Source organism: Affinundibacterium nitidum (genome assembly GCF_014284155.1).
In the GTDB taxonomy this organism is placed as follows: domain Bacteria; phylum Pseudomonadota; class Gammaproteobacteria; order Burkholderiales; family Burkholderiaceae_D; genus Undibacterium; species Undibacterium nitidum.
In genome coordinates this window covers 1,439,486-1,459,647 of record NZ_JACOFZ010000001.1, presented here as the reverse complement: position 1 = coordinate 1,459,647, position 20,162 = coordinate 1,439,486, and the positions used below count along the sequence as shown (strand labels likewise).

Sequence of the window (20,162 nt, the reverse complement as noted above, 5' to 3'; positions counted from 1 at the left end):
TCATGATGGTGTTTAGTGCTGAAAATAAAGACTGAATGGAGCGGCGCAATTCTCGTCGCTAGTTTTCTAAGCTGAGTTTCAAGGCGATGGGTGATGTGTCGATTTGATGGTGATCAAATATGAGGATTTGATTATGCCCACGTTGCAAGAAAATTGCCGGACAATATAAGCGTGTTTGTGGTCCTAACTTCCAATAACGACCAAGATGATGGCCATTGACCCAGACAAAACCTTTGGTCCAGTGCTGCATATCTATGTAACAGTCACCGATTTCTTTAAAGTTGATATTGAGCTCAAAGAAATTACCTCGATGTCCGCGATTGGGCCTTGCCCGCAGTGATTGTAGATACGCCAAATCAAGTGGGAGCGTGGTGATTTTCCACTGTTCGAGTTGGCGTAGAGTACCGTCTGATTTTTTGAGCAATACAGGTGAAAGTATGCCTTTGCGATCGACAGGGACGCGACCATAATTGATGCGTCCCATGCCTTCAACTAAGATGGCCAGTTCAGCTTGACGCGTCTCTGTAATTGCGATCGGCTGACGATGTGCATGCATATTAAGTTCAGCAAAGGCGCCTGCCGGCAACTTAGTGCGACTGATCGCACCGAGGTAGCGGTGATCGATATGTAGTGTGGCGTAGTCATGCAACTCATCGATATGCAATGTGCCAAGCGGCGCATCAAGCCTTGTTTGATATAAAACGAGGCCCGCCTGTTGGCCAAGACTTTCCATAGATTGCACATCACGATAACTTCTTGCTGGCGGGAGATGATCCCAAATTGACGTCAAAAAGTGTGGCAGTAATGGTCGATGCAAATGCTGCTTGAGCGTCTTAATCGGTGCAGGAATTGGCGGTAGTGGAGCACCCAACGCATTGCTGATGATTGCCCGATAGCGATGGTAGGCGGCGGTCGGCAGGCCCTGTTCATTGATCGGCGCAGCGTAATCGTAGCTGGTGATATCGGGCTGATATTCCCCTTTTTCTGTGTTGGCACCTGCGGTGAAGCCAAAATTGGTACCGCCATGAATCACATAGATATTGAACGACTGGCCAGCTGCCATGAGCTCTTGTATGGACTTGCTAACATCCACCTCTTTACCTTGCATGATAGGGTCACCCCAATGGGTGAGCCAACCTGGATATAGTTCTCCACTCATTACTGGTACTTGAGGATAATCCTTGCGGGCTTTGACAATGTCGGACGATTCGCCGCCACTTAAACCAATAGCGCCGTTTTGGATCACGGTTCTATTTTGCATGAGTTGATCGTAACCATCTTCAGTATAGAAAGGACCATCGATGCCTTGTGCTTTCCAAAGTTGTCTTAGCTCTTCGAGATAGACAAGGTCGTTGCTATACGAGCCGAATTCATTTTCGATTTGTATCATTAATATCGGACCGCCATTGTCTAACATCAGGGGCTTTACTAATTTCGCTAATTGTTGAATGTAGCGAGCAGCGGCTTGCATATAGCGTGGCGCTTTACTACTGTTGGCGCGCAATACCACATTGGCATCCGCCAACAGATACGAGGGGATGCCGCCGAGATCCCACTCACCACAAATATAGGGGCCAGGACGCAAGATCACATAGAGTTGCTCTTCTTGGCATAGGCGCATGAAATGGACGAGGTCGCGATTCTCTGAACTGAAATCGAATTGTCCTTCTTGGTGTTCGTGGTAATTCCACATGACATAGATAGCAATCGTATTCATGCCCATGGCTTTCGCCATTTGTATGCGATGCCGCCAATATGGCTTCGGGATACGAGCGGGATGCATTTCGCCGCTGCGAATCTGGAACGGCTGTTGATTCAAGAGAAAGCGATTTTCTTTGTCGTCAAACTGGAAGGATGCGTGCTTTTCGTTAGCTTGCGCATGCAGTGCCAAGGGGGAGATCGCTGTGAGTGCCAGAAATTGACGTCGGTTTAGCATGGTTTGACTTTGCGATTGAGAGATTGATTAGGATAGACCTAAGTGTCGGTCTCCGAAGAATAAAACAGCTTTAATGAAACCACAGTTATTTCGATTGAAGGAGTCATTAAGTTTTATTTGATCCTTGTTGCTAACATTGTTCGATGTCTTAGATTTTGTGTCTTAGCTTGGTGAAACTCAGATCGAAAACATTGTAAAAAATATGCTCGCTTCATCGAAATGTTGTTTTTTAAGGATACCCGCCCTGAGAAATATTTGCGGACTTTTGTTATTCCTCAAGCAGAACTTAATGAGAGTGTATTGATCCAGTGCAAGCTGATCTTGCTTTGGCTAATGCTTCTTCTGGATTTTCACTCTGTGGTGATGGGCGCTTGTTCATAGTTGCTTGAACGAAATTGGGCTTCATTTAGGAAATTTGAAGGAAGAGTTAAATTTATGTCGTTGGCGTGTTCCCTTAGGCATCACTAGACTTTTTTCTACCAACTCGTTTTCGATCCAGCGAATCACGATTTCATAAGAATCATGATGACGAAATCGAAACAGGTCTAAATCTCACTCGCGGTGGGCAAGTGGATTGAAAAAAAGAACGGCGGTCGCGGCATTTGCCTGACGATGCGCTGAATGTGTAAGCCATCTCTATTTTGACGAATATCATGCCAAACAAAACAACGACAATGAAACATAAAGTGATTGCGCGTGCGATCGCCATCGCCTTCGGCACGGCCGTATTAAGTGTAGGTGTCGGCTCCAGCGCATTCGCGCAATCGAATGCAACCGGTACTATCTTCGGGCAAGTGCCAAGCAATAAGGGTATCACTATTGTTTTAGAAAATAGTGCGACGGGTGTAAGCCGTGTTGTTACACCGGATGCGAAGGGTAAGTATCAAGCGACGTCGATGCCACCGGGTCGATATCAAGTGAAATTGATGCGCGATGGTGCGCTGGAAAAAAGTTTAGAGGTAGAGGCGCTAATAGGTCAGGGTATTGAAGCTTCCTTCACCACCGAAGCGAATGTGCAAACGGTCACCGTGGCTGCGAAGGTCAATAAAATTGACGTCTCGAATACGAATAACGGTGTAGTGCTGACTGCGCGTGAACTGGCGAAGTTACCGATTTCCCAAAACGTACAAGCAGTGATCGCTTTGGCACCAGGAACGGTACGTAATGTTTCAGGTTATTACGGCAATGTCTCTAGTTTCGGTGGTGCGAGCGTTTCCGAGAATGCTTACTACATCAATGGCTTTCCGGTGACGAATATTCTGACCCAAGTGGGTGCTTCAGAACTTCCATTCGGTGCGATTTCCAATGCGCAGATTTTGTCTGGTGGTTACAGTTCTGAGTTTGGTCGTTCCACGGGTGGTGTAGTCAATATTACGACCAAGAGTGGTACGAATAATTGGGAAGCAGGCGGAAAGGTTTCGATTGCCCCAGCAAGTTTGGCTGCACGCCAGTTAAATACTTACTTCCCCAACACGGGAGATAATCCTAAGACCGATGGCAAGCTGCAATTCTATGCACGAGACAATCAATCAACGAGCAAGACAGCCGGTTTATATGTAGGCGGTCCCATCATTAAGAACAAATTGTTTATGTTCGCTGCATTTGAGCAAACACGTAGTGATAGTGAAGGAGTAGCGGCGAGTTCTGATACTGCATTTAATGCCAGCGGTTGGTCAGTCAATCAGGCTCGCACTACACGTGGCTTGTTGAAGTTAGATTACAACTTAACGGACGATCATCACTTCGAGTACACACATATCCTCGATGAATCACGCAGCACTTCATCAAGTTATGGGTTTAGTTACGAGACCTTCAAGCATGACAACAATAAGCGAAATGGATCCACGATTTGGAATGCGGGTAATTCTCGCGGCGGCAGTGGTGGCAGCAGCCCAGGCAGTACCGATGATATTTTCAAATACACCGGCTATCTGACCGATGATCTGACCGTCACGGCTTTGTATGGTAAGTCTCATACCACACCGAAAGTAATTCCATTCGGTTATAACCCAGCGATGAGTTCAGTCGGTAGTTCGGTAACTTCTCGGGTACCAGGCGTGAGCTATCCAAGTAGTAATCCACAACCTTTTGGCGATCAAGTACGGCCAGATAGTGGCGACAATCAGCAAACGCTGCGTCTCGATTTGGAATACAAAGTCGGTTCCCATTCTTTGCGCGGTGGTATCGACTACAACAAAGCTTCTTCTTTAGTCGGAGCGACTCGTCCAGGCGGTCGTAGTTGGAGCTATCTGTACCACAATAATCCGACGACATGGAAGCCAAGTGGTGCGAACGAGACTTTAGCGCAGGGTGGCGGATACGGTACGCAGGGCTTCTACGTTTCAGAGGGCACTTACTTTAAGTCCGGCGCTCCATCAACAACGCAGTCTGCACAATACATTCAAGATCGCTATCAAGTGACTGACAATATCTTGTTGGATTTAGGTTTGCGTAACGAGCAATTTCACAACTATAACAACAAGCATGAGTTAGTGATTTCTCAAACACGTCAAATCGCACCACGTTTGGGGGCGACTTGGGATGTTAATCGTGATGGTAGTTTCAAAGTGTTCGGCAATGCTGGCCGCTACTTCATGCCGGTGCCTACGAACTTAGTCGGTAATATGGGTTCAGAGTTGAAAACGACGACACGTTATTACACCTATACAGGAGTCGATCCAGTGACAGGTGTGCCACAAGGCTTGCATCCAATTAGTGATGTGATCGTCAATATCAATACTTCACCAGACGCGCGTTCTGTGGCGGCGGAAAATATTAAACCTTTCTACCAAGACGAAATGTCGATTGGTTTTGAAAAGGCTTTGAGCTCCAATTTGAACTTCGGTCTGATGGGAACTTATCGAACGTTGCGAACTACATATGACGATACTTGTGATCCACGTCCCATCTATGCTTGGGGTAAGCGCAATGGCTATCCAAATTTAGAAGAAGACACAGGAGGCACCGACAATAGTTTGTACCCATCATGGTGTATGGTAATCAATACTGGTGAAGCGAATACAGTGTGGTTTGATCCGCATGGTTCCGGCAGTGGTAGCCCCTTGGTTAAAGCGCATCTGACTGCGGCCGATATTGGTTTACCAAAGGCTAAGCGTATTTACACTGCCTTGAACTTCTTCTTGGAGCATCCATTCCGTGATGGCTGGTACGGTAAGATCAATTACACCTGGTCTCATAGCCATGGTAATACTGAAGGTCAAACGGATTCTGGTGTAGCAGGTGGTGACGTGGCTCTGAGCGCAGGTTCTGATTACCGTGAATTGATGATTGGTTCAAATGGTGATTTGTCTGGCGACCGTCGTCATGTGATCAAAGCCTATGGGTTTTATCAAGTGTTGCCTGAGGTGATGGTGGGGGCCAACTTACAAGTCGCTTCGGGTCGTCCACGTAATTGCTTCGGTCAATTACCTGAGTACGCGGGCCAAGACGTCGGGCACTATGAGGGTAACTATTTCTTCTTCTGTGATGCGAAAGGTGGTGCTTTTTCACCTCGCGGTAGCCAAGGTCGTTTGCCATGGACAACGCAACTGGACTTGAATGTATCGTATCAGCCAGCAGCGGTTAAAGGCTTGAACTTGAAGTTTGATGTGTTCAACGTCTTTGATAGTCGTACTATTAATTCAGAGAACAGCGGTTCGAATAGCGGTAGTGGCAATATTAGTCCTACCTACTTGCAGGGCGGTAGCCGTATTGGACCACGTTCCGCTCGCTTGACCTTAGAGTACAACTATAAGTTTTAATGGAAGTCCAAGCAGTATGCATTGAGTCTGCTGCTTGTCCAAGCGCTCTTACCATGTTATGTTGGTAGGAGCGCTTTTGTGTTTAAGTTGATTCAATCTTTTTCTGCTTAGCGGTTACTGTCAAAGAAAGAATCATCGCAGAGAAGAAAAGAAAATTATGATTAGCCTAAAACAATCGTTAAGCTCATTGCCTTTGATCGCAATTTTGCGCGGCATTCAAAACCATGAAGTGCTTGCATATGGGCGCGCTTTGTATGCACAAGGATTTCGTTGTATTGAAGTACCGTTGAATTCGCCGAATGCGATCGAAAGCATACGCTTATTGGTTGAGGCATTGCCAGCCGATTGTTGCCTCGGAGCGGGAACAGTGATGACCACAAACCAAGTCGAGCAAGTTCATTCTGCTGGCGGACGTTTGATTGTGATGCCGCATAGCGACAGTAAGATCATCGATGCTGCCAAACGTCTAGGAATGTGCTGCGCACCTGGTGTCGCCACCTTAACCGAGGCGTTCGCTGCGATTGAGGCCGGTGCCGATGCGATCAAATGCTTCCCTTCCGAAAGTGTGCCACCTAGTGTGTTGAAGGCGTGGCGTTCCGTATTGCCAGCTGATGTACTTTGTGTGCCAGTGGGGGGGGTGACAGCGGACGCGATGGACGCCTATGTCAAAGCCGGTGCGAGTGGCTTTGGTTTAGGATCGAATCTGTACCGCGCAGGTGATACGATTGATGCGATTAATCTCAATGCCGCTGCCTATGTTGAGGCTTGGGCACAGATTTCGGCGGGTTGAGGCGTCTTTTCTGGCTTAGAGCCTCACTTCGAAGTGGTGAGCAGGTCGCAGTGTGTTCTGCAACCTGCTTGAGTTTTACTTCCTTACATCGCTATTTGTTGGCGTTGATCCAACGATTGACTTGCGCTTCTAAAATTGGCATCGGCAAAGTGCCATCACCTACAACCACTGTATGGAATTTGGCGAGACTGAACTTGTCGCCAAGTTGTTGTTGTGCTTTTGTACGCAGTTCCAAAATCTTCATGGCGCCTATTTTGTAGGCAAGTGCCTGACCTGGAATGACCATGTAACGCTCCACTTGGTTTTTCGCACGGGCTTCGCTATATCCCAAGTTATCCATCATGTATTGGATAGCTTGTTCGCGCGTCCATCCCTTCGCATGCATGCCAGTGTCGACCACTAAACGGACAGCGCGCAGTAACTCATCGTTGAGGTGGCCAAACAGGTATGCAGGGTCTTCGTAGAAACCCATTTCGCGACCCAAAGTTTCGGAGTACAAAGCCCAACCCTCAGTGTAGGCAGCGCTATTGAAGTTCTCGGTATTGAATTTGCGGAAATTTGGCAAATCCATTTCTTTCAATAAGGCAGCATGTAGATGATGCCCAGGTTGACCTTCGTGTAAGAACAAAGTCACCATGCCGGTACGGCTATATTTCTTCGGATCATTGACGACTGCCCAGAATACGCCAGGATGGGAGCCATCATCAGCGGCGGGTGTGTAGTGATCGGACGCAGTGGCCTTGCTTAACTCAGGTTCGAGTTGCAAGGATAATTCCGCTTTCGGTAGTAGGCTAAACAAAGAGGGCAATTTCGCACGTACGGCTTCATCAATCTTACGGTATGCCGCCAAGACCTCTTGGTCGCTCGTAAACGGTTTGAATTTATCTTGTGCGGCGACCCAAATAGGCAATTGCTTTGATGGACCTGAGTAAGCTAGTTGCGGGCCGATCACATCCCACTGTTGTTGAATGCGAGCGACTTCTTTCAAACCCAGCGCATGAATTTCTTCAGGTTTTAAGTTGGTTGTGGTGTGGTCTTTGATACGCGCTTGGTACCAATTTGCACCATTCGGTAAGGCGTTCAAGCCTGTACTGTCACGGCCAGCTTTCAAGTAGTCAGTTTCTAAGAAATGTATCAAGCGTTGTACCGCTGGATTCAGATGCTTGCTAATCGTAGTTTGATAAGCAAGTTTTAGTTTTTGTTGGTCTGCCCGCGAAAACTCAGTGGGCATGCGAGTGATTGGTGAATAGAAAATACTCTCTTCCACTTTCGCACTATGTAATTGTTTAAACTGCGGGAGCATCGCGACAGTAATGGTTTTCGGATGCACAACACCTTGCTTGATGCCTTCGCGCATATTCGCAATGGCTTGATCTATCCATGGCGTCAATTGCTTCAAACGGTTCAAATAGGCGTTATATTGTTTGACTGTATGCAGTGGCTGTGAACCAGTGCCACTGGCGTAGTTCGCCACCGTACTGGGCACATTATCCATTTGGTTTAATGGCAGCAGATACTCCGGAAAATGCTCAAAATTTAAGGCACTATCGAGTTCGAATGCCAGTAAATCGTAATTCAATTGTTCTTTGTCCCCTAGTTTGTCGCGAGGAATTTTCTTTAATTTGTCTTGCATCTGGTGATACAGGGCAAATTGGCGAGCACGATTTTTCGGAGCAATGCTTAATCCAATCTGATCGTCAAAACGGCTATCACCATTGGCAGTTGCCATCATCATCGGTTCGAATTTAGCGCGCGCATCGTAGAACGCATCGGCCAGTTGATCAACTTGCTTTTTGATTTGAACGGCTTGCACAAGATCCACGCGTTCAGCCGCTTGAGCGAACTGTGGTGCGAATGAGGCACAGGCGAGCGATACGATGAGAGTAGAAATACGGAGACGGCGTTGAATTGTGACGGGTAAAGAAGTGTGTTTCATACATATCCCTTATGTGTTGAATTCACTAATTGTGATTTTTTTTGCGCTATTCGATTGAGCTTGACTTAGAGCGCAAATTCTCTTGAAAGTTCGCTGAGCTAGGTTTTTGTTAAGCGGGTGTGCAACTAGCATACAGCAGAAAGAGGGCGTATGCCACTGAGCCTGGCCGTTAGTCTACTTTGGGGCGGTTATACGTTTGGCGAATGAAGCTTAATAACTGTAATTGCCTGTAATAGTTTGTAAGAACAGGTGATCTCGTCCAGCTTTGAGTCTATCTTTTTTCTGCAAAACAAAGCGGTTGTATATTGCAAACGCTATTTGCGAAAGCTAGCGCTTGATGTGTCGATTAATTTAGGGAAGAGAAAGGGAAACTTTATGCAAGTGAAACAGATCAAAGTAGAGCATTTGGCACGTTTAGGCTTGCTAGCGACAACGATGGCTTGCAGTGCTTGCGGTGGTGGTGCGTCGGCAACTTCGAGCACGACGCCGACTCCCGCGAATCCATCGACCAGTTGCAACGTGACGCAAATTGAAACCGATATGAATACCCAGCTCGCGCAGCTGACGACGGACACCAATTTTTCGTTCGCAGTCGAGCGCGATGATGGACGCCGTTATGTGTATAACCGTGGCAGCTCGACCATGGCTACCCCGTACGAATCAGCATCAACCTCCAAAATGGTGAGTGCCATGATTATTCTGCGTCAAGTAGAGCGTGGTTATCTCAAACTCGATGATAAGCCCCAAGATTGGATACCCAATTGGGCTGTGCCAGCAAATTCGCCACTACGTTCGATGACACTAGCACATTTGCTCAGCTTTACTTCGGGTCTTACGGAAGAACCTGTCTGTATCAATCTTGGCTTGGCCAACTTTGAGAACTGCACACAGAGTATCGCTAGCGGTAATGCCAATAATCAGATGCAGCCTGGGTCTGAATTTTATTATGCTAGTACGCATTTGCAAGTCGCTGGTCTAATGGCTGTGAAGGCGCGAGGTCTCGCATCTTGGCAGGATTTGTTTAGCGAATTTCAGCAACAAACCGGATTGTTTAAAACGGCCAGCTACGATCTGCCTTCGTTATCGAATCCACGCTTGGCAGGTGGTATGCATTGGACTGGTAGTGAATATCTAGATTTTCTCTCTGCACTCAAGGCTGGTAAATTACTTTCCGCAGATATGATGCAACAGTACTTAGTTGACCGCACCGCGAGCGCCAAATTAGTTTATTCCCCAGCAGCCGTGCTAGGTGAGACCTGGCATTACGGACTCGGTTATTGGCATGAATGTCAAAACGCCAGTTTTAATTGCGTTGCTGCGACCCGTATCTCTAGCCCAGGTGCTTATGGTGCTTATCCGTATTGGGATCGTGCGAAATCTTACGTTGGTATTGTGGCCCGTCAAGGAGCCTTAGGTACATTTCCTAAGGGGCTCGATGTTGAGCGAGCAGTACGACCAAAAGTTGAAGCTTGGTTGGCGTGTAAAAGTTAATGATTAAGTGATTGAGGACGATAAAAAAGGGAGCCATCGGCTCCCTTTTTCATTGACTTTACTATAGATTCTAGCGTGTGGCAGGCAGATTAAAGAACTGCATCAGTGTCTGTAGTTGCTCTGCTTGTCCAGACATTACATCAGAAGTCGCGGCAAGTTCTTCAGATGCTGACGCATTCTGCTGCGTCACTGAGTTCAGTTGTTCCATCGCCATACTGATTTGATTGAGCCCCGCAGATTGCTCTTCGGACGCTGCTGTAATCTCTTGCACCAAATCGGAAGTCTTGCCGATCGACGGCACCATGTCAGTCAATAATTTACCGGCTTTCTCAGATATCGAGACGCTACCAGCAGCTAACTCGCCAATTTCTTGCGCAGCGACCTGGCTGCGTTCTGCCAACTTACGGACTTCGGCAGCGACGACAGCGAAGCCTTTGCCGTGTTCGCCAGCGCGGGCTGCTTCGATCGCTGCATTTAAAGCCAGCATATTTGTTTGATAGGCGATGTCATCGATGATACCAATCTTGCCGGCGATGTCACGCATGGCCTGTATGGTTTGCAGAACCGCCTTGCTGGTTTCTTTGGCTTCGCTCGCTGAACGATTGGCGATACCATCTGTGATCTTGGCGTTTTCCGTGTTCTGCTTAACGGAGGCAGACATTTGCACCACAGATGAACTGGTTTGTTCTACGCCAGAAGCTTGCTCAGACGAGGATTGCGATAAGCTTTGGGCAGTGGCACTGACTTGTTCAGCAGCGTTACTGAGTTCATCAGCTGCGGTACGTACGTCATTGATGATTTCCGCAAGTTTGATACTCGTCGCGTTTGTGTCATCTTTGATTTGCGCAAACGAGCCGCTATAGTCAGCTGTAATTTTTTGCGTTAAGTCACCTTGTGCCAATGCACCGAGAACTCGGATCACATCATTTAGACCTTGGGCGCTAGTCTTCATTAAATGGTTCATGCCAGTCGCCAGTTGCAAGTAGAAGCCCTGTTTATTTGCTTCGCTAATTGCTTTTGTAAAGTCACCATTGGCAGCTGCATCCACCACAAGCGAGATCTCTTTTTCTATGGCCAGTTGCTCAGTGATGTCGAGCCATTGGCCAACCGTGCCGATCTTTTCACCTGTGGAGGAAGTGATAGGACTGCTGATGACGTCGTAGTCCCGCCCACCTAAGGTTAAACGTGACTTCACTGTACTCGTCAAACCGCGCAGGCGTTGTAGTGCAGCATTTGGGTCGTCGTAGAACACACCGATGTTTCCGCCCAAGACCTTGCTGGCGTCGAAGGAGGGGATCTGCGCGCGGAAGGCAGACTCGTATTTGACTAAGGTGTCTTTTAAGGCTGTGTTGAGATAGGTGATGGTGCCGTCGTTGTCAGCGATACGTACGGGTACCGCCACGGAGTCCAAGGCCATCTTGATACGAGCATTGGCGTCTGCCTCGAGCAGGTTGGCTTGCAGGCGATCACGTACAGTATCCATTTGCTGATTACGAATGGCTTTATCACCAGGTTGTTGTGGCAAGCGGGCTTCGAAATTGTTTTGACCATATTGACCAATTAAATCAGTTAGCACATTGACGTCTTTGTTTTGTGCCTCAACTAACGCATTGATTTCGTTGGCGAGCGTCGCAAATTCACCAGGCAAATTTTGCGTTGAAATACGTGAATGTAATCGTCCTTGCTGTTGATCTTGGGCGAGTTGGTGAATGCTATCGATAACGGTTTTGAGTCTCGCAACTAATGCTGACATCGAAGCCAACAGGCTATTGTCGTCGCCATCCTTCAGTACGATTTTGGCAGATAAATCACCCGCAGTAACAGCGCGTACCGCATTCGCAGCGGTTTCTGGTTCTCCACCAAGCTCTCCAAGAATATCGTGTGTGAGTTTACGGGCCAGACTCATTAAGCCAATTGCACCTAGTACCAAGATGGTAATGTTGATGATCATCGCGTTACGACCTTGTTTCGCGCTTTGCTCGGCGTTACCTGCAACCTCGGTTTCAATTGCATCCCCAAGCTTTTCTAAACTCTTCTCAAGAGTCTCGAAATCATGTTCGAATTGTTTCCACGAATTAGTCATTTCTGGTGATTGTTTCATCACATTTTGAACTACCGAGTCCGCAGCACGGAGGTAACTATTTAAGTCTGACTGTAGCGTGGATAGGATAGTTTTTACTTCTGCTGCTCCTTGTTTTTCAACAAAGTTCAGTTGTTCTTTGAAGGTCTTACTATGTTCTTTAAGATCGGTCACTACAGCCTGCCTATCGGCGTCGCTAGCCTCTTTGTCTGATGCTAAACGCATCGCATTAAGGACATCGGCACGAATCGTATCGTGTAGCATATCGGCCTGCATTTGCGCACGTAGAACTTTAGAATCCGAGACCATGCCTTCTCCGGTTTTGGTCTGTCGGTAAGTGTTAAAAATACCGACTATTCCAATAATGAGCAAAAGCGCAATGGCAACGCGAACGAGGAGATTAAGACGTGACTGCAAACTGCGCATACATGACTCCTTGAGTAGTTCAAAGGGTAAGAATTTAGCGAGGCAATTCAGGTTTGGAGAGCGTGTGATGGAAGCGAAAGCGAACGCTTAAAAAGTTTTACCAAACATGTAACTTTATAAGCAGCTTATTGCCATGTGTCAAGAAATTGACGTACGGCATTGTCTTGAAAAAGACAGAAATTTTACTTGTTTTAACCTTGTAGGTAAAAGGATAAGGTATTGCGAGAATTAATTGTTTTGATATCAATATTTATTGTCTTTCTTAACACGAAAACTTCTCACTCTGCCTATCCAAAAACTGACCATGTCGTTGAGGGCTCGCTTTTCCATGTTCAAGCGCAATAGCACCATTGACCAAAACCCAATGTATGCCAGTTGCTGCTTGTTTGGGTGAGGCAAACGTGGCTTGGTCGCTGATGGTGGCTGGATCGAAGATAACGAGGTCCGCCCAACAGCCTGTGGCGATGCGGCCACGATGTTTTAAACCGAAATGGTCAGCAGAGAGTGTGGTCATACGGCGTATGGCTTCGGCTAAGGTGAAGAGTTTTTTGTCGCGGCTATAGTGGCCTAGCACCCGTGGAAAGGCACCCCACAGACGTGGATGCGGGTGACTGTCGTGTGGCAAGCCATCGGAACCTATCATCGTATGCGGATAACTTAACACGCGTTCGACATCGTCTTCGCGCATTTGGAAATACACGGCACCCGCAGGATGCAAACGGCGCGCCGCTTCTTTTTGATCGACACCCCATTCCATCGCAATATCGGCCAAATCACGCCCTTGCATTTCTGGATGCGGCTCTGAAAAACTAATCATGATGCGGATTACGCCATCAACATAGTCGGGGTCGAGCACGGTCGAACCGGCGGTGTAAGGGTAGGCATCTAACCCAATCGCTTGGCTGCGCTTGCGTTCAGTAATGTAAGCGAGGGTCTCGCTAGTGCGTCCCCAATTTGCGGGGCCGGCACATTTGTGGTGCGATAAAATAACAGGTAACTTTGCTTCGGCACCGGCGTCGAAAGCTTCGGCTAAAGCCTCGATCACGCCATTGTATTCATCGCGAATATGCGAGGTATAGACGCCACCAGCGGCCGCGCTTACCTTAGCCAGTTCAATCACTTCGGTATTATCAGCCGCTTTACTAGTTTGGTAGAACAAGCCAGAACTAAAACCCAAGGCACCTGCATGCATGCCTTCAGCGAGCAAGTCTTGCATGTGCGAGAGTTCTTCTGCATTGGCACCGCGGTTAAGATCGCTGACAGCGTTGACGCGTAAAGTGGAGTGACCGATCAAGACGCCGACATTGACTGCCGGTTGTACTTGTTTAATCGCTTTCACATAATCTTGCACACTGCTATAGCGATAATCACGTTGCGTGCCAATTAGGCTCAGTGGCGCTGGTGGCGTGCGATCAGCTGCCCATGGTGACAGACTAATGCCGCAGTTGCCGGTGATTACACTCGTCACCCCTTGTGTCAATTTCGGTAACATTGTCGGCGCATCGAGCACTTCTCTATCGTCGTGGGTATGTACATCTATAAAACCCGGTGCGACAGCGAGACCGGTTGCATCGAGAATTTCGTATCCGCGTAGACTCAAGGCGGGGGCTATTGCGACGATCTTTTGTTCACTGATACCAATATCACCGCGAAAGGCTGCGGTGCCGCTACCGTCAAGGATTTCTGCATTGCGTATAACGATATCGTAGGTGACGTTGCTCATCATGACTCTGGCGGTTTTCGTATTTAGTGGACAGTGAAGCTGATTTAAAAGAAGGTATTGACTGCCGATTTAACTTGGTAATCATCATCGACCACCAAGATCAAAGGCCATTTGTCAAAGGTCGTACACGGGTGAGAAATGCCGCATCCAACAATATCCCCCACACGTAATGTCTGGCTTAACTCGCACCCCGCAGGTAAGCGGAGATAGGCGTGTTGGTCGTTCATTTTTTCGATCTTGCAGCCTGCTGGCAACGTTTGTGGTGCATGCTTGCTGCCTGGACGATGTTGCCATACGGGGAAAGGCAAATCAATGTCATACGAAGCATCACGCTTACCCATGGTGAGGATGGCTAAGTCTGGCTCGGGACGCGATTGCACCATGCTCCAAACTTCAAGCGCGGGTTTCAAGTTTTCTGCTTTGACATGGCTTTCACGTGTTTGCATCTCGTTGACTAAGGCGTGATAGAAACCATGATCATGCGTGACATAACAACCGCTGCGCAAGATAGCAGTGACCGGGCGAGATAGTTTCAATTCTTGTTCAAAGCCGCGACCGACCAGATCGAAATAGGCGGACCCGCCGGCGGAGAGAAGTATGTGTTCTGACTCAAAAAGCTGTTCAGTATCGGCGATCTTGCATAGGTGAATGAGGCTAGCAATATACTCACGCACGGCTACCAAGTCTTGTTCGCGATGTTTGCTCACTAATAGACCCTCATAGCCTTCTATGCCGGCAAGGCGTAAGTACGGGCTGGCATGAATTGCACGCGCAACTGCAATTGCCTCTGCTTGCGTACGGCAACCTGTGCGACCGCCAGGGAAACCAAGTTCTACCAGTAGATTCATCGGACGAGTTAGCCCCGCGTCGCGCACTTGCGTGGCGAGACGTTTGACGCCGTCTAGAGAATCTGTGAGCGCAAAAAACTCAAATTCAGGATCATCGTGCATCAAGGCTAATATCGCTTGCGTATCGCTGGCGCTGACCAATTGATTGGCGAGAAGCACACGGCGCACGCCGAAACGATGAGCAATCAAAGTTTGATTCACCGTCGCCAGTGTCATCCCCCATGCGCCATTTTCGAGCTGCATATCGAATAGCTGCGGACACATCGTGGTCTTGCCATGGGGCGCTAACACCACATTCATGCTCTCGCAAAAATGCTTCATCCAATGTAGGTTGTGTTGTAGCGCACTGTCTTTCAATACGGCGACTGGAAAACTGGTGTCGCCGTTGAGCATGTTCCACTGCTGAGCGGCGATCGCGTGTTGTGGTAAAGCGTGGCGCAAGGCCAAGCCCTTAGTGCCGGGCAGCAGTAATTGTTGATCTAGAGAGTCGAGCTTAAGCATAAGATTATTTCGAAGTCGATGTCCATTGACGGATGGTGTGGCCTTTGAGCGCGTAGAACAAGATCAAGGCATAACATGGCAACATCACCCAATAGGCTTGTTGTGCGCCAGCACTATCTGAGAAATGACCATAGGCTAAGGGCAAGATCGCGCCGCCAGAAATGCCCATGATTAGCACAGCAGAGCCTGCCGCAGTATATCTTCCCAAGCCTTCTAGGGCGAGTGGCCAGACTGCAGGCCAAACCAGGGCATTCGAGAAACCTAACATGGCGAGAAATAAAACGGTATTCGGTACGCTAGGAACACCAGCCCATGCCAACAAAATCTGTGACATGTTTTGCTCAGTGTTGGACGCATACATTACGCCGAATGCAAATAGAATGCCACTCACTGCGCACAAAGCGAGTGCATTTCTTTGCGAGAGAAAACGGGGAATCGTGAAGGCGCCGAGTAAATAACCGAGCACCATGAAGCCCATGGTGTAAGAAGTGAGTGCCGCATAATTTTGCACACCAAGGTGATGGCCATACAGACCGATGGTGTCACCCGCGATGACTTCAACGCCAACATAGGCAAACAAGGTAATCGCGCCAAGCACTAACTGTGGAAATTGTAGAACGCCAAAACGAGTCGTACTTACCGTCGCAGCATTTGATTGTTCGTCATCAAGCTCAGGTTCGGTCAGTGAGGAAAAATGAATGATGAACATGAAAAGAATCAAACCCACTGCCATCACGATATAGGGCGTTACCAATCGACTTGCCAGATCAGCACGAAAAGCAGTGCGTGCCGCCACATCCATCTCAGCTAAGGCGGCACCCGATGTTTGCGTAATGCCGGACAGAATGAGCGCCGTGAATACCATTGGTACGATGATACCGGCACCTTTGTTGAACAAGCCCATTATGCTAATGCGCATCGCTGCACTATCGCGCGACCCTATGCAAACGATATAAGGATTAATCGCCGTTTGCATCAAAGTCATCCCACTTGCCAGTGTGAATAAAGCGATTAAGAAAAGTGAATATTGACTGGTCTTAGCAGCCGGAATAAACATTAATGCACCGATCGCCATCACCCCAAGGCTTGCTGTCATGCCGTTCTTGTAACCGATACGACTGAGTACCGCAGCCGATGGCAGTGCCATCACGGTGTAAGCGATATAGAAAGCGAAGGTCACCCAAAGTGCTTGGAAATCTGTCAGCTCACAAACGATTTTGAGAAAGGGGATCAAGGAGCCGTTGAGCCAGGTGACGAAACCGAGAATGAAGAAGAGGAGAGCGATGAAGAGCATCGCGACGATGACGTTTTGGCCTTGGTTTTGATTTTGTTGAAGGGAGCTAGCTTGGGTCATTTTTTTGCTTCCGGTTCTTGGGGTTTTAATGGGCTCTTTTTTTGAAGAGTGTCTCTTTTTTTATAAAACTTTCTGACTGGTGTTGATTCTCATCGTTCGCTGGCCGGGTGTGGCCCGGCTGCCACTCACTTTCTTTGCTTCGCCAAAGAAAGTAAGCAAAGAAAGGCGACGCAACCGTCCCGTCCACTGCGCTGCTTGTGGGCAGCTTAGAGATTGATGGCGCAAAGCATGCTTTGCGAAACACCATCAATCTCCCTTCGGGTTCCCATTTGTGCAGGACAAAAAATGGGAAAGCTTCCTCAATTCATTTTCTGCCCGACACATATGGCAGTGCCAGGCGCGGGAAAGTCAAAACACACATACTCATCGGTCGAGAAGGTACGGATTCACTACAACCAGGCAAAAGCTTTAAGAGTAGCTTGTGTATCAGCAGGTTGAGTCGCGGTTTTTGCCGTTCCGCTTCTAAATCGCCAATGGTGCGCAACAGAAAATGGAAAAAGAAAGTGTTGCTGTTTGAGCCGAAGGCGAGTTTCAACACTTTCCCATTTTTTGTTGTGCATCATTGGGCACCCGAAGGGCGATTTAGTGCGGTCGCCTTTCTTTGCTTCCTTTCTTTGGCGAAGCAAAGAAAGGAAGTGGCTGTCGGGCCACCCCCGACCTACAAACCGCGAAATCACTTCTAACCAAAAAAATCAATACGTCTCAATTTACATCTCGACGAAACAACGAACCTCATTCAAGCAACGAGCTCCCCCCCCAACAGCTGGCAAGAGCAAAGCTCTTCCTAAATCTCCTCTTGCGTCAACTCACGAGCAAACACCTGATTCCCCGCCATCAAGCCACCATCAACTGGCAACACTACTCCCGTAATCACGCGCGCTGCGTCCGAGGCTAAAAACATCACCGCATCGGCGATGTCTTGCGGTGTCGCGAAATCGCGTAAGGGGTACCACTTTTTCAAATCTTCAAACACTTGCGGATTTTTATCGACGCGGGCTTGCCACGCTTGGGTTTTGACTGTGCCGGGGCACACCATATTCGCGCGTATGCCGAATTTACCGAACTCCATCGCGAGGGCTTTGGTGTAACTGATTAAACCAGCTTTGGCGACGCTATAAGCAGGGTGACCAAACGAAGTCATGCCGTTCACGCTGCCGATAATGACGATATTGCCTTTACCCGCGGTTTGCATTGCTGTTCTCACTGCCTCAACTGAATGGAAGGTGCCATTTAGATTGAGGTCCATATCTTTTTTCCAGCTTTCTTCGGTCGTCGTTTGCAAGGTCAATGCCTCGGCAGCGCCTGCGTTGGCGACCAAGACGTGGATATCTCCGTGCTCTTTCGTCTGTTCGAATAAAGCGGCGCGTAGTGCTTGTGAATTCGTGAGGTCGGCGGTGACTGCGCAGCTACGATGACTGCCAAGCTCTGCGACTAAGCTCTGAAGTTGCTTAGCTTCTCGGTCTTGGGCGAAGATAAAATCACCCGCATCAACAAAGGCTTGGCAAAGTGCGCGGCCAATGCCACCGCAAGCGCCTGTGATCAATATGTTTCTTGCCATTGCGATGCTCCTTATTCTTTCTTGCTTTGTAAGACTTGCGCCAAATGATCGAGCCTATGTTGTGGCAAGAGACCATAGTTATAGAAGGCGAAATCTCGAATACCCAGTGCATTGATACCGTCAATCGCAGTCGCGATTTCATTGCCTTGATTGAGGTCTGGCAGACCTGGTCGTAAGATGGCGCGAATTTTTTCAGGATGAGTGACTTGACGTAAGCTTTCCCATGCATCAGCGATAGCACGATTAGCGCTCGCTTCATAGAAGGGAATTTCCAAGTAGTCGGCGACTTCGGATAATGCTTTGAGATCGCTGCCTTCAGTCCAACAGGCTGCTGTCGGACGTTGTACCGTTGGGATGACTGCCAACTTCATCGCTGCCGGTATCGCTGCGCGAATCGATGATACCAGTTCGGTGACACGATCTTGGCGCATCTCGACGTAAGCTAACCAATCAGAATCGCTGAGTAGGTCGTTTTGCATCCACGTTGCAGCTTGATCTGCTTGTGCTGAAGCAGAAAGCTGTAAATAGTTATCGACGCTTACGCGTACTCGATCTTGCAATGCGATGACATCGATACCTTTGCGTCGCGCAGCTTGTTGGCAAGCGTCGCAGAAGCAAGTGCCGAGTAAATTATCGAGCCACGCATTGCTGGCGACTTGAGCGAATTCGTGATGATAGCCATGGCCATAGGGCAACCATCCTGGAGTCTCGAGTACCAAACTATTGAATGCATATTGTGAACTCAAATCCGTGCACAGATTAACCGCATAATCGAATACTGCTGGCTGCATCGGGCACAGGCTGTACACATAACTATCGCCAAAAGCGTTCTTGGCGGTGAAGTGGGGATAGGCAGCGCCGATACGGCTATTGTGTAGCAATACGGTCCATGCGTGAACGCGCACACGTCCATCTTTGATTAGATCGCCGACCACCGCTTTGGTGTTTGCTTGGCTATGTGCTTTGGCTTGGATTTCACCATAGCGTGTTAAGTCTGGCTCGAAGTAAGTTACGCCATCTTCAGGGAAGATTACACGTGGCCCTTGTTTCGCATGCGGGCGAATAAATTTACCTGCATGATATGCGGTAGCGATCGTGACATCGCGAATACCCATCGCCAATACTTCGTCAACAAAAGAACCGACGCCTTGGTCCTCAATATCCCAAGCGTAGGTGTAGAGTGAACGATAACTAGCTTCTTGGTCAACTGCGCTCATACAGATCTCGCTTCTTATTTTTAACGGTGAATTTCTTTGATCAGATTGGTGCGTGAAAAACTTAGAGTGGTTTGTAGGCAGTCACTTCGATTTCCACTTTGCAGTCGACCATCATCGCCGATTGCACACAAGAGCGAGCGGGTGGATTGTCACCAAAGTATTCATTGTAAATACGATTGAAAGTCCAGAAATCACGTGTATCGTCGAGCCAAACGCTGACTTTGACGACATCGGACAAATCGCAACCAGCCAATGCTAAAACTTTCTTCACATTTTCCATGGTGCGGCGGGTTTGCGATTCGATTCCACCCGTTTCGATTTCACCGTTTTCCTTCATGGCGACTTGCCCGGAGCAAAAGACAAAATCTCCCGCACGTACTGCGGGTGAAAATGGCAAGCGTTGACCGCCCGCGCCTGTAGGAATATTCCCAAAACGTGTGATTTCTTTGCTCATCGTTTTACCTATCTACACTAAAATTAAACTTGCGTAATTTTGATATTTTGCTACGAGCATACGCTGCATGTTTTAAAAAAACTATGC

The 20,162-nt window shown here is 48.2% G+C and carries 12 protein-coding genes; 3 read left to right on the top strand and 9 right to left on the bottom strand.

Translation table 11 applies throughout. The annotated features are described in order from the left end of the window. Window positions 1-58 precede the first annotated feature (58 nt). Window positions 59-1,936, bottom strand: coding sequence for a beta-galactosidase (locus tag H8K36_RS06320; RefSeq protein WP_186914564.1), 1,878 nt, complete (start codon window positions 1,934-1,936; stop codon window positions 59-61). Window positions 1,937-2,589: 653 nt separating this feature from the next. Here H8K36_RS06320 and H8K36_RS06315 point away from each other — a divergent pair. Further along, complete coding sequence (locus tag H8K36_RS06315) at window positions 2,590-5,697, top strand: TonB-dependent receptor (RefSeq protein ID WP_230404303.1); 3,108 nt, start codon at window positions 2,590-2,592, stop codon at window positions 5,695-5,697. Window positions 5,698-5,854: 157 nt separating this feature from the next. Beyond that, window positions 5,855-6,487: a 2-dehydro-3-deoxy-6-phosphogalactonate aldolase gene (locus H8K36_RS06310; RefSeq protein WP_186914565.1), complete on the top strand. Its 633-nt coding sequence runs from the start codon at window positions 5,855-5,857 to the stop codon at window positions 6,485-6,487. 91 nt (window positions 6,488-6,578) lie between these two features. Here the strand turns inward: H8K36_RS06310 and H8K36_RS06305 are convergent, their stop codons facing one another. Continuing rightward, window positions 6,579-8,423 (bottom strand): DUF885 domain-containing protein, encoded by a 1,845-nt coding sequence (locus H8K36_RS06305; RefSeq protein WP_186914566.1) that lies wholly within the window; start codon window positions 8,421-8,423, stop codon window positions 6,579-6,581. Window positions 8,424-8,798: 375 nt separating this feature from the next. Here H8K36_RS06305 and H8K36_RS06300 point away from each other — a divergent pair, with 375 nt between their 5' ends. Next, window positions 8,799-9,914 carry a serine hydrolase domain-containing protein gene (locus H8K36_RS06300; protein WP_186914567.1) on the top strand — a complete coding sequence of 372 codons (1,116 nt, stop codon included), beginning with the start codon at window positions 8,799-8,801 and terminating at the stop codon, window positions 9,912-9,914. Between the two features lie 70 nt (window positions 9,915-9,984). On the opposite strand, the gene H8K36_RS06295 is transcribed toward H8K36_RS06300, so the two are convergent. From H8K36_RS06295 to H8K36_RS06265, 7 genes are all read right to left on the bottom strand, one after another. Then, window positions 9,985-12,420 (bottom strand): methyl-accepting chemotaxis protein, encoded by a 2,436-nt coding sequence (locus H8K36_RS06295; protein WP_186914568.1) that lies wholly within the window; start codon window positions 12,418-12,420, stop codon window positions 9,985-9,987. Window positions 12,421-12,682: 262 nt separating this feature from the next. Beyond that, window positions 12,683-14,146, bottom strand: coding sequence for an N-acyl-D-amino-acid deacylase family protein (locus H8K36_RS06290; protein ID WP_186914569.1), 1,464 nt, complete (start codon window positions 14,144-14,146; stop codon window positions 12,683-12,685). A 41-nt stretch (window positions 14,147-14,187) separates the two neighbouring features. Continuing rightward, the gene (locus H8K36_RS06285) at window positions 14,188-15,492 is read right to left on the bottom strand and encodes an amino acid deaminase (protein WP_186914570.1); all 1,305 of its coding nucleotides are present in this window, start codon (window positions 15,490-15,492) and stop codon (window positions 14,188-14,190) included. A gap of 4 nt (window positions 15,493-15,496) precedes the next feature. After that, complete coding sequence (locus H8K36_RS06280) at window positions 15,497-16,846, bottom strand: sugar MFS transporter (protein ID WP_222611121.1); 1,350 nt, start codon at window positions 16,844-16,846, stop codon at window positions 15,497-15,499. Window positions 16,847-17,630: 784 nt separating this feature from the next. Continuing rightward, window positions 17,631-18,404, bottom strand: a complete 774-nt coding sequence (locus H8K36_RS06275; protein WP_186914571.1) for an SDR family oxidoreductase — start codon at window positions 18,402-18,404, stop codon at window positions 17,631-17,633. An 11-nt stretch (window positions 18,405-18,415) separates the two neighbouring features. After that, window positions 18,416-19,621 (bottom strand): hypothetical protein, encoded by a 1,206-nt coding sequence (locus tag H8K36_RS06270; RefSeq protein WP_186914572.1) that lies wholly within the window; start codon window positions 19,619-19,621, stop codon window positions 18,416-18,418. 61 nt (window positions 19,622-19,682) lie between these two features. After that, window positions 19,683-20,075 carry a RidA family protein gene (locus H8K36_RS06265; RefSeq protein ID WP_186914573.1) on the bottom strand — a complete coding sequence of 131 codons (393 nt, stop codon included), beginning with the start codon at window positions 20,073-20,075 and terminating at the stop codon, window positions 19,683-19,685. Between the last annotated feature and the right edge of the window lie 87 nt (window positions 20,076-20,162).

Excerpts from the sequence above, each read along its gene's own strand:
- H8K36_RS06275 (WP_186914571.1), bottom strand. The coding sequence starts at position 18,404 with ATGGCAAGAAACATATTGATCACAGGCGCTTGCGGTGGCATTGGCCGC.
- H8K36_RS06290 (WP_186914569.1), bottom strand. The coding sequence starts at position 14,146 with ATGATGAGCAACGTCACCTACGATATCGTTATACGCAATGCAGAAATC.
- H8K36_RS06320 (WP_186914564.1), bottom strand. The coding sequence starts at position 1,936 with ATGCTAAACCGACGTCAATTTCTGGCACTCACAGCGATCTCCCCCTTG.
- H8K36_RS06300 (WP_186914567.1), top strand. The coding sequence starts at position 8,799 with ATGCAAGTGAAACAGATCAAAGTAGAGCATTTGGCACGTTTAGGCTTG.
- H8K36_RS06265 (WP_186914573.1), bottom strand. The coding sequence starts at position 20,075 with ATGAGCAAAGAAATCACACGTTTTGGGAATATTCCTACAGGCGCGGGC.
- H8K36_RS06280 (WP_222611121.1), bottom strand. The coding sequence starts at position 16,846 with ATGACCCAAGCTAGCTCCCTTCAACAAAATCAAAACCAAGGCCAAAAC.
- H8K36_RS06315 (WP_230404303.1), top strand. The coding sequence starts at position 2,590 with ATGCCAAACAAAACAACGACAATGAAACATAAAGTGATTGCGCGTGCG.
- H8K36_RS06285 (WP_186914570.1), bottom strand. The coding sequence starts at position 15,492 with ATGCTTAAGCTCGACTCTCTAGATCAACAATTACTGCTGCCCGGCACT.
- H8K36_RS06295 (WP_186914568.1), bottom strand. The coding sequence starts at position 12,420 with ATGCGCAGTTTGCAGTCACGTCTTAATCTCCTCGTTCGCGTTGCCATT.
- H8K36_RS06305 (WP_186914566.1), bottom strand. The coding sequence starts at position 8,423 with ATGAAACACACTTCTTTACCCGTCACAATTCAACGCCGTCTCCGTATT.
- H8K36_RS06270 (WP_186914572.1), bottom strand. The coding sequence starts at position 19,621 with ATGAGCGCAGTTGACCAAGAAGCTAGTTATCGTTCACTCTACACCTAC.
- H8K36_RS06310 (WP_186914565.1), top strand. The coding sequence starts at position 5,855 with ATGATTAGCCTAAAACAATCGTTAAGCTCATTGCCTTTGATCGCAATT.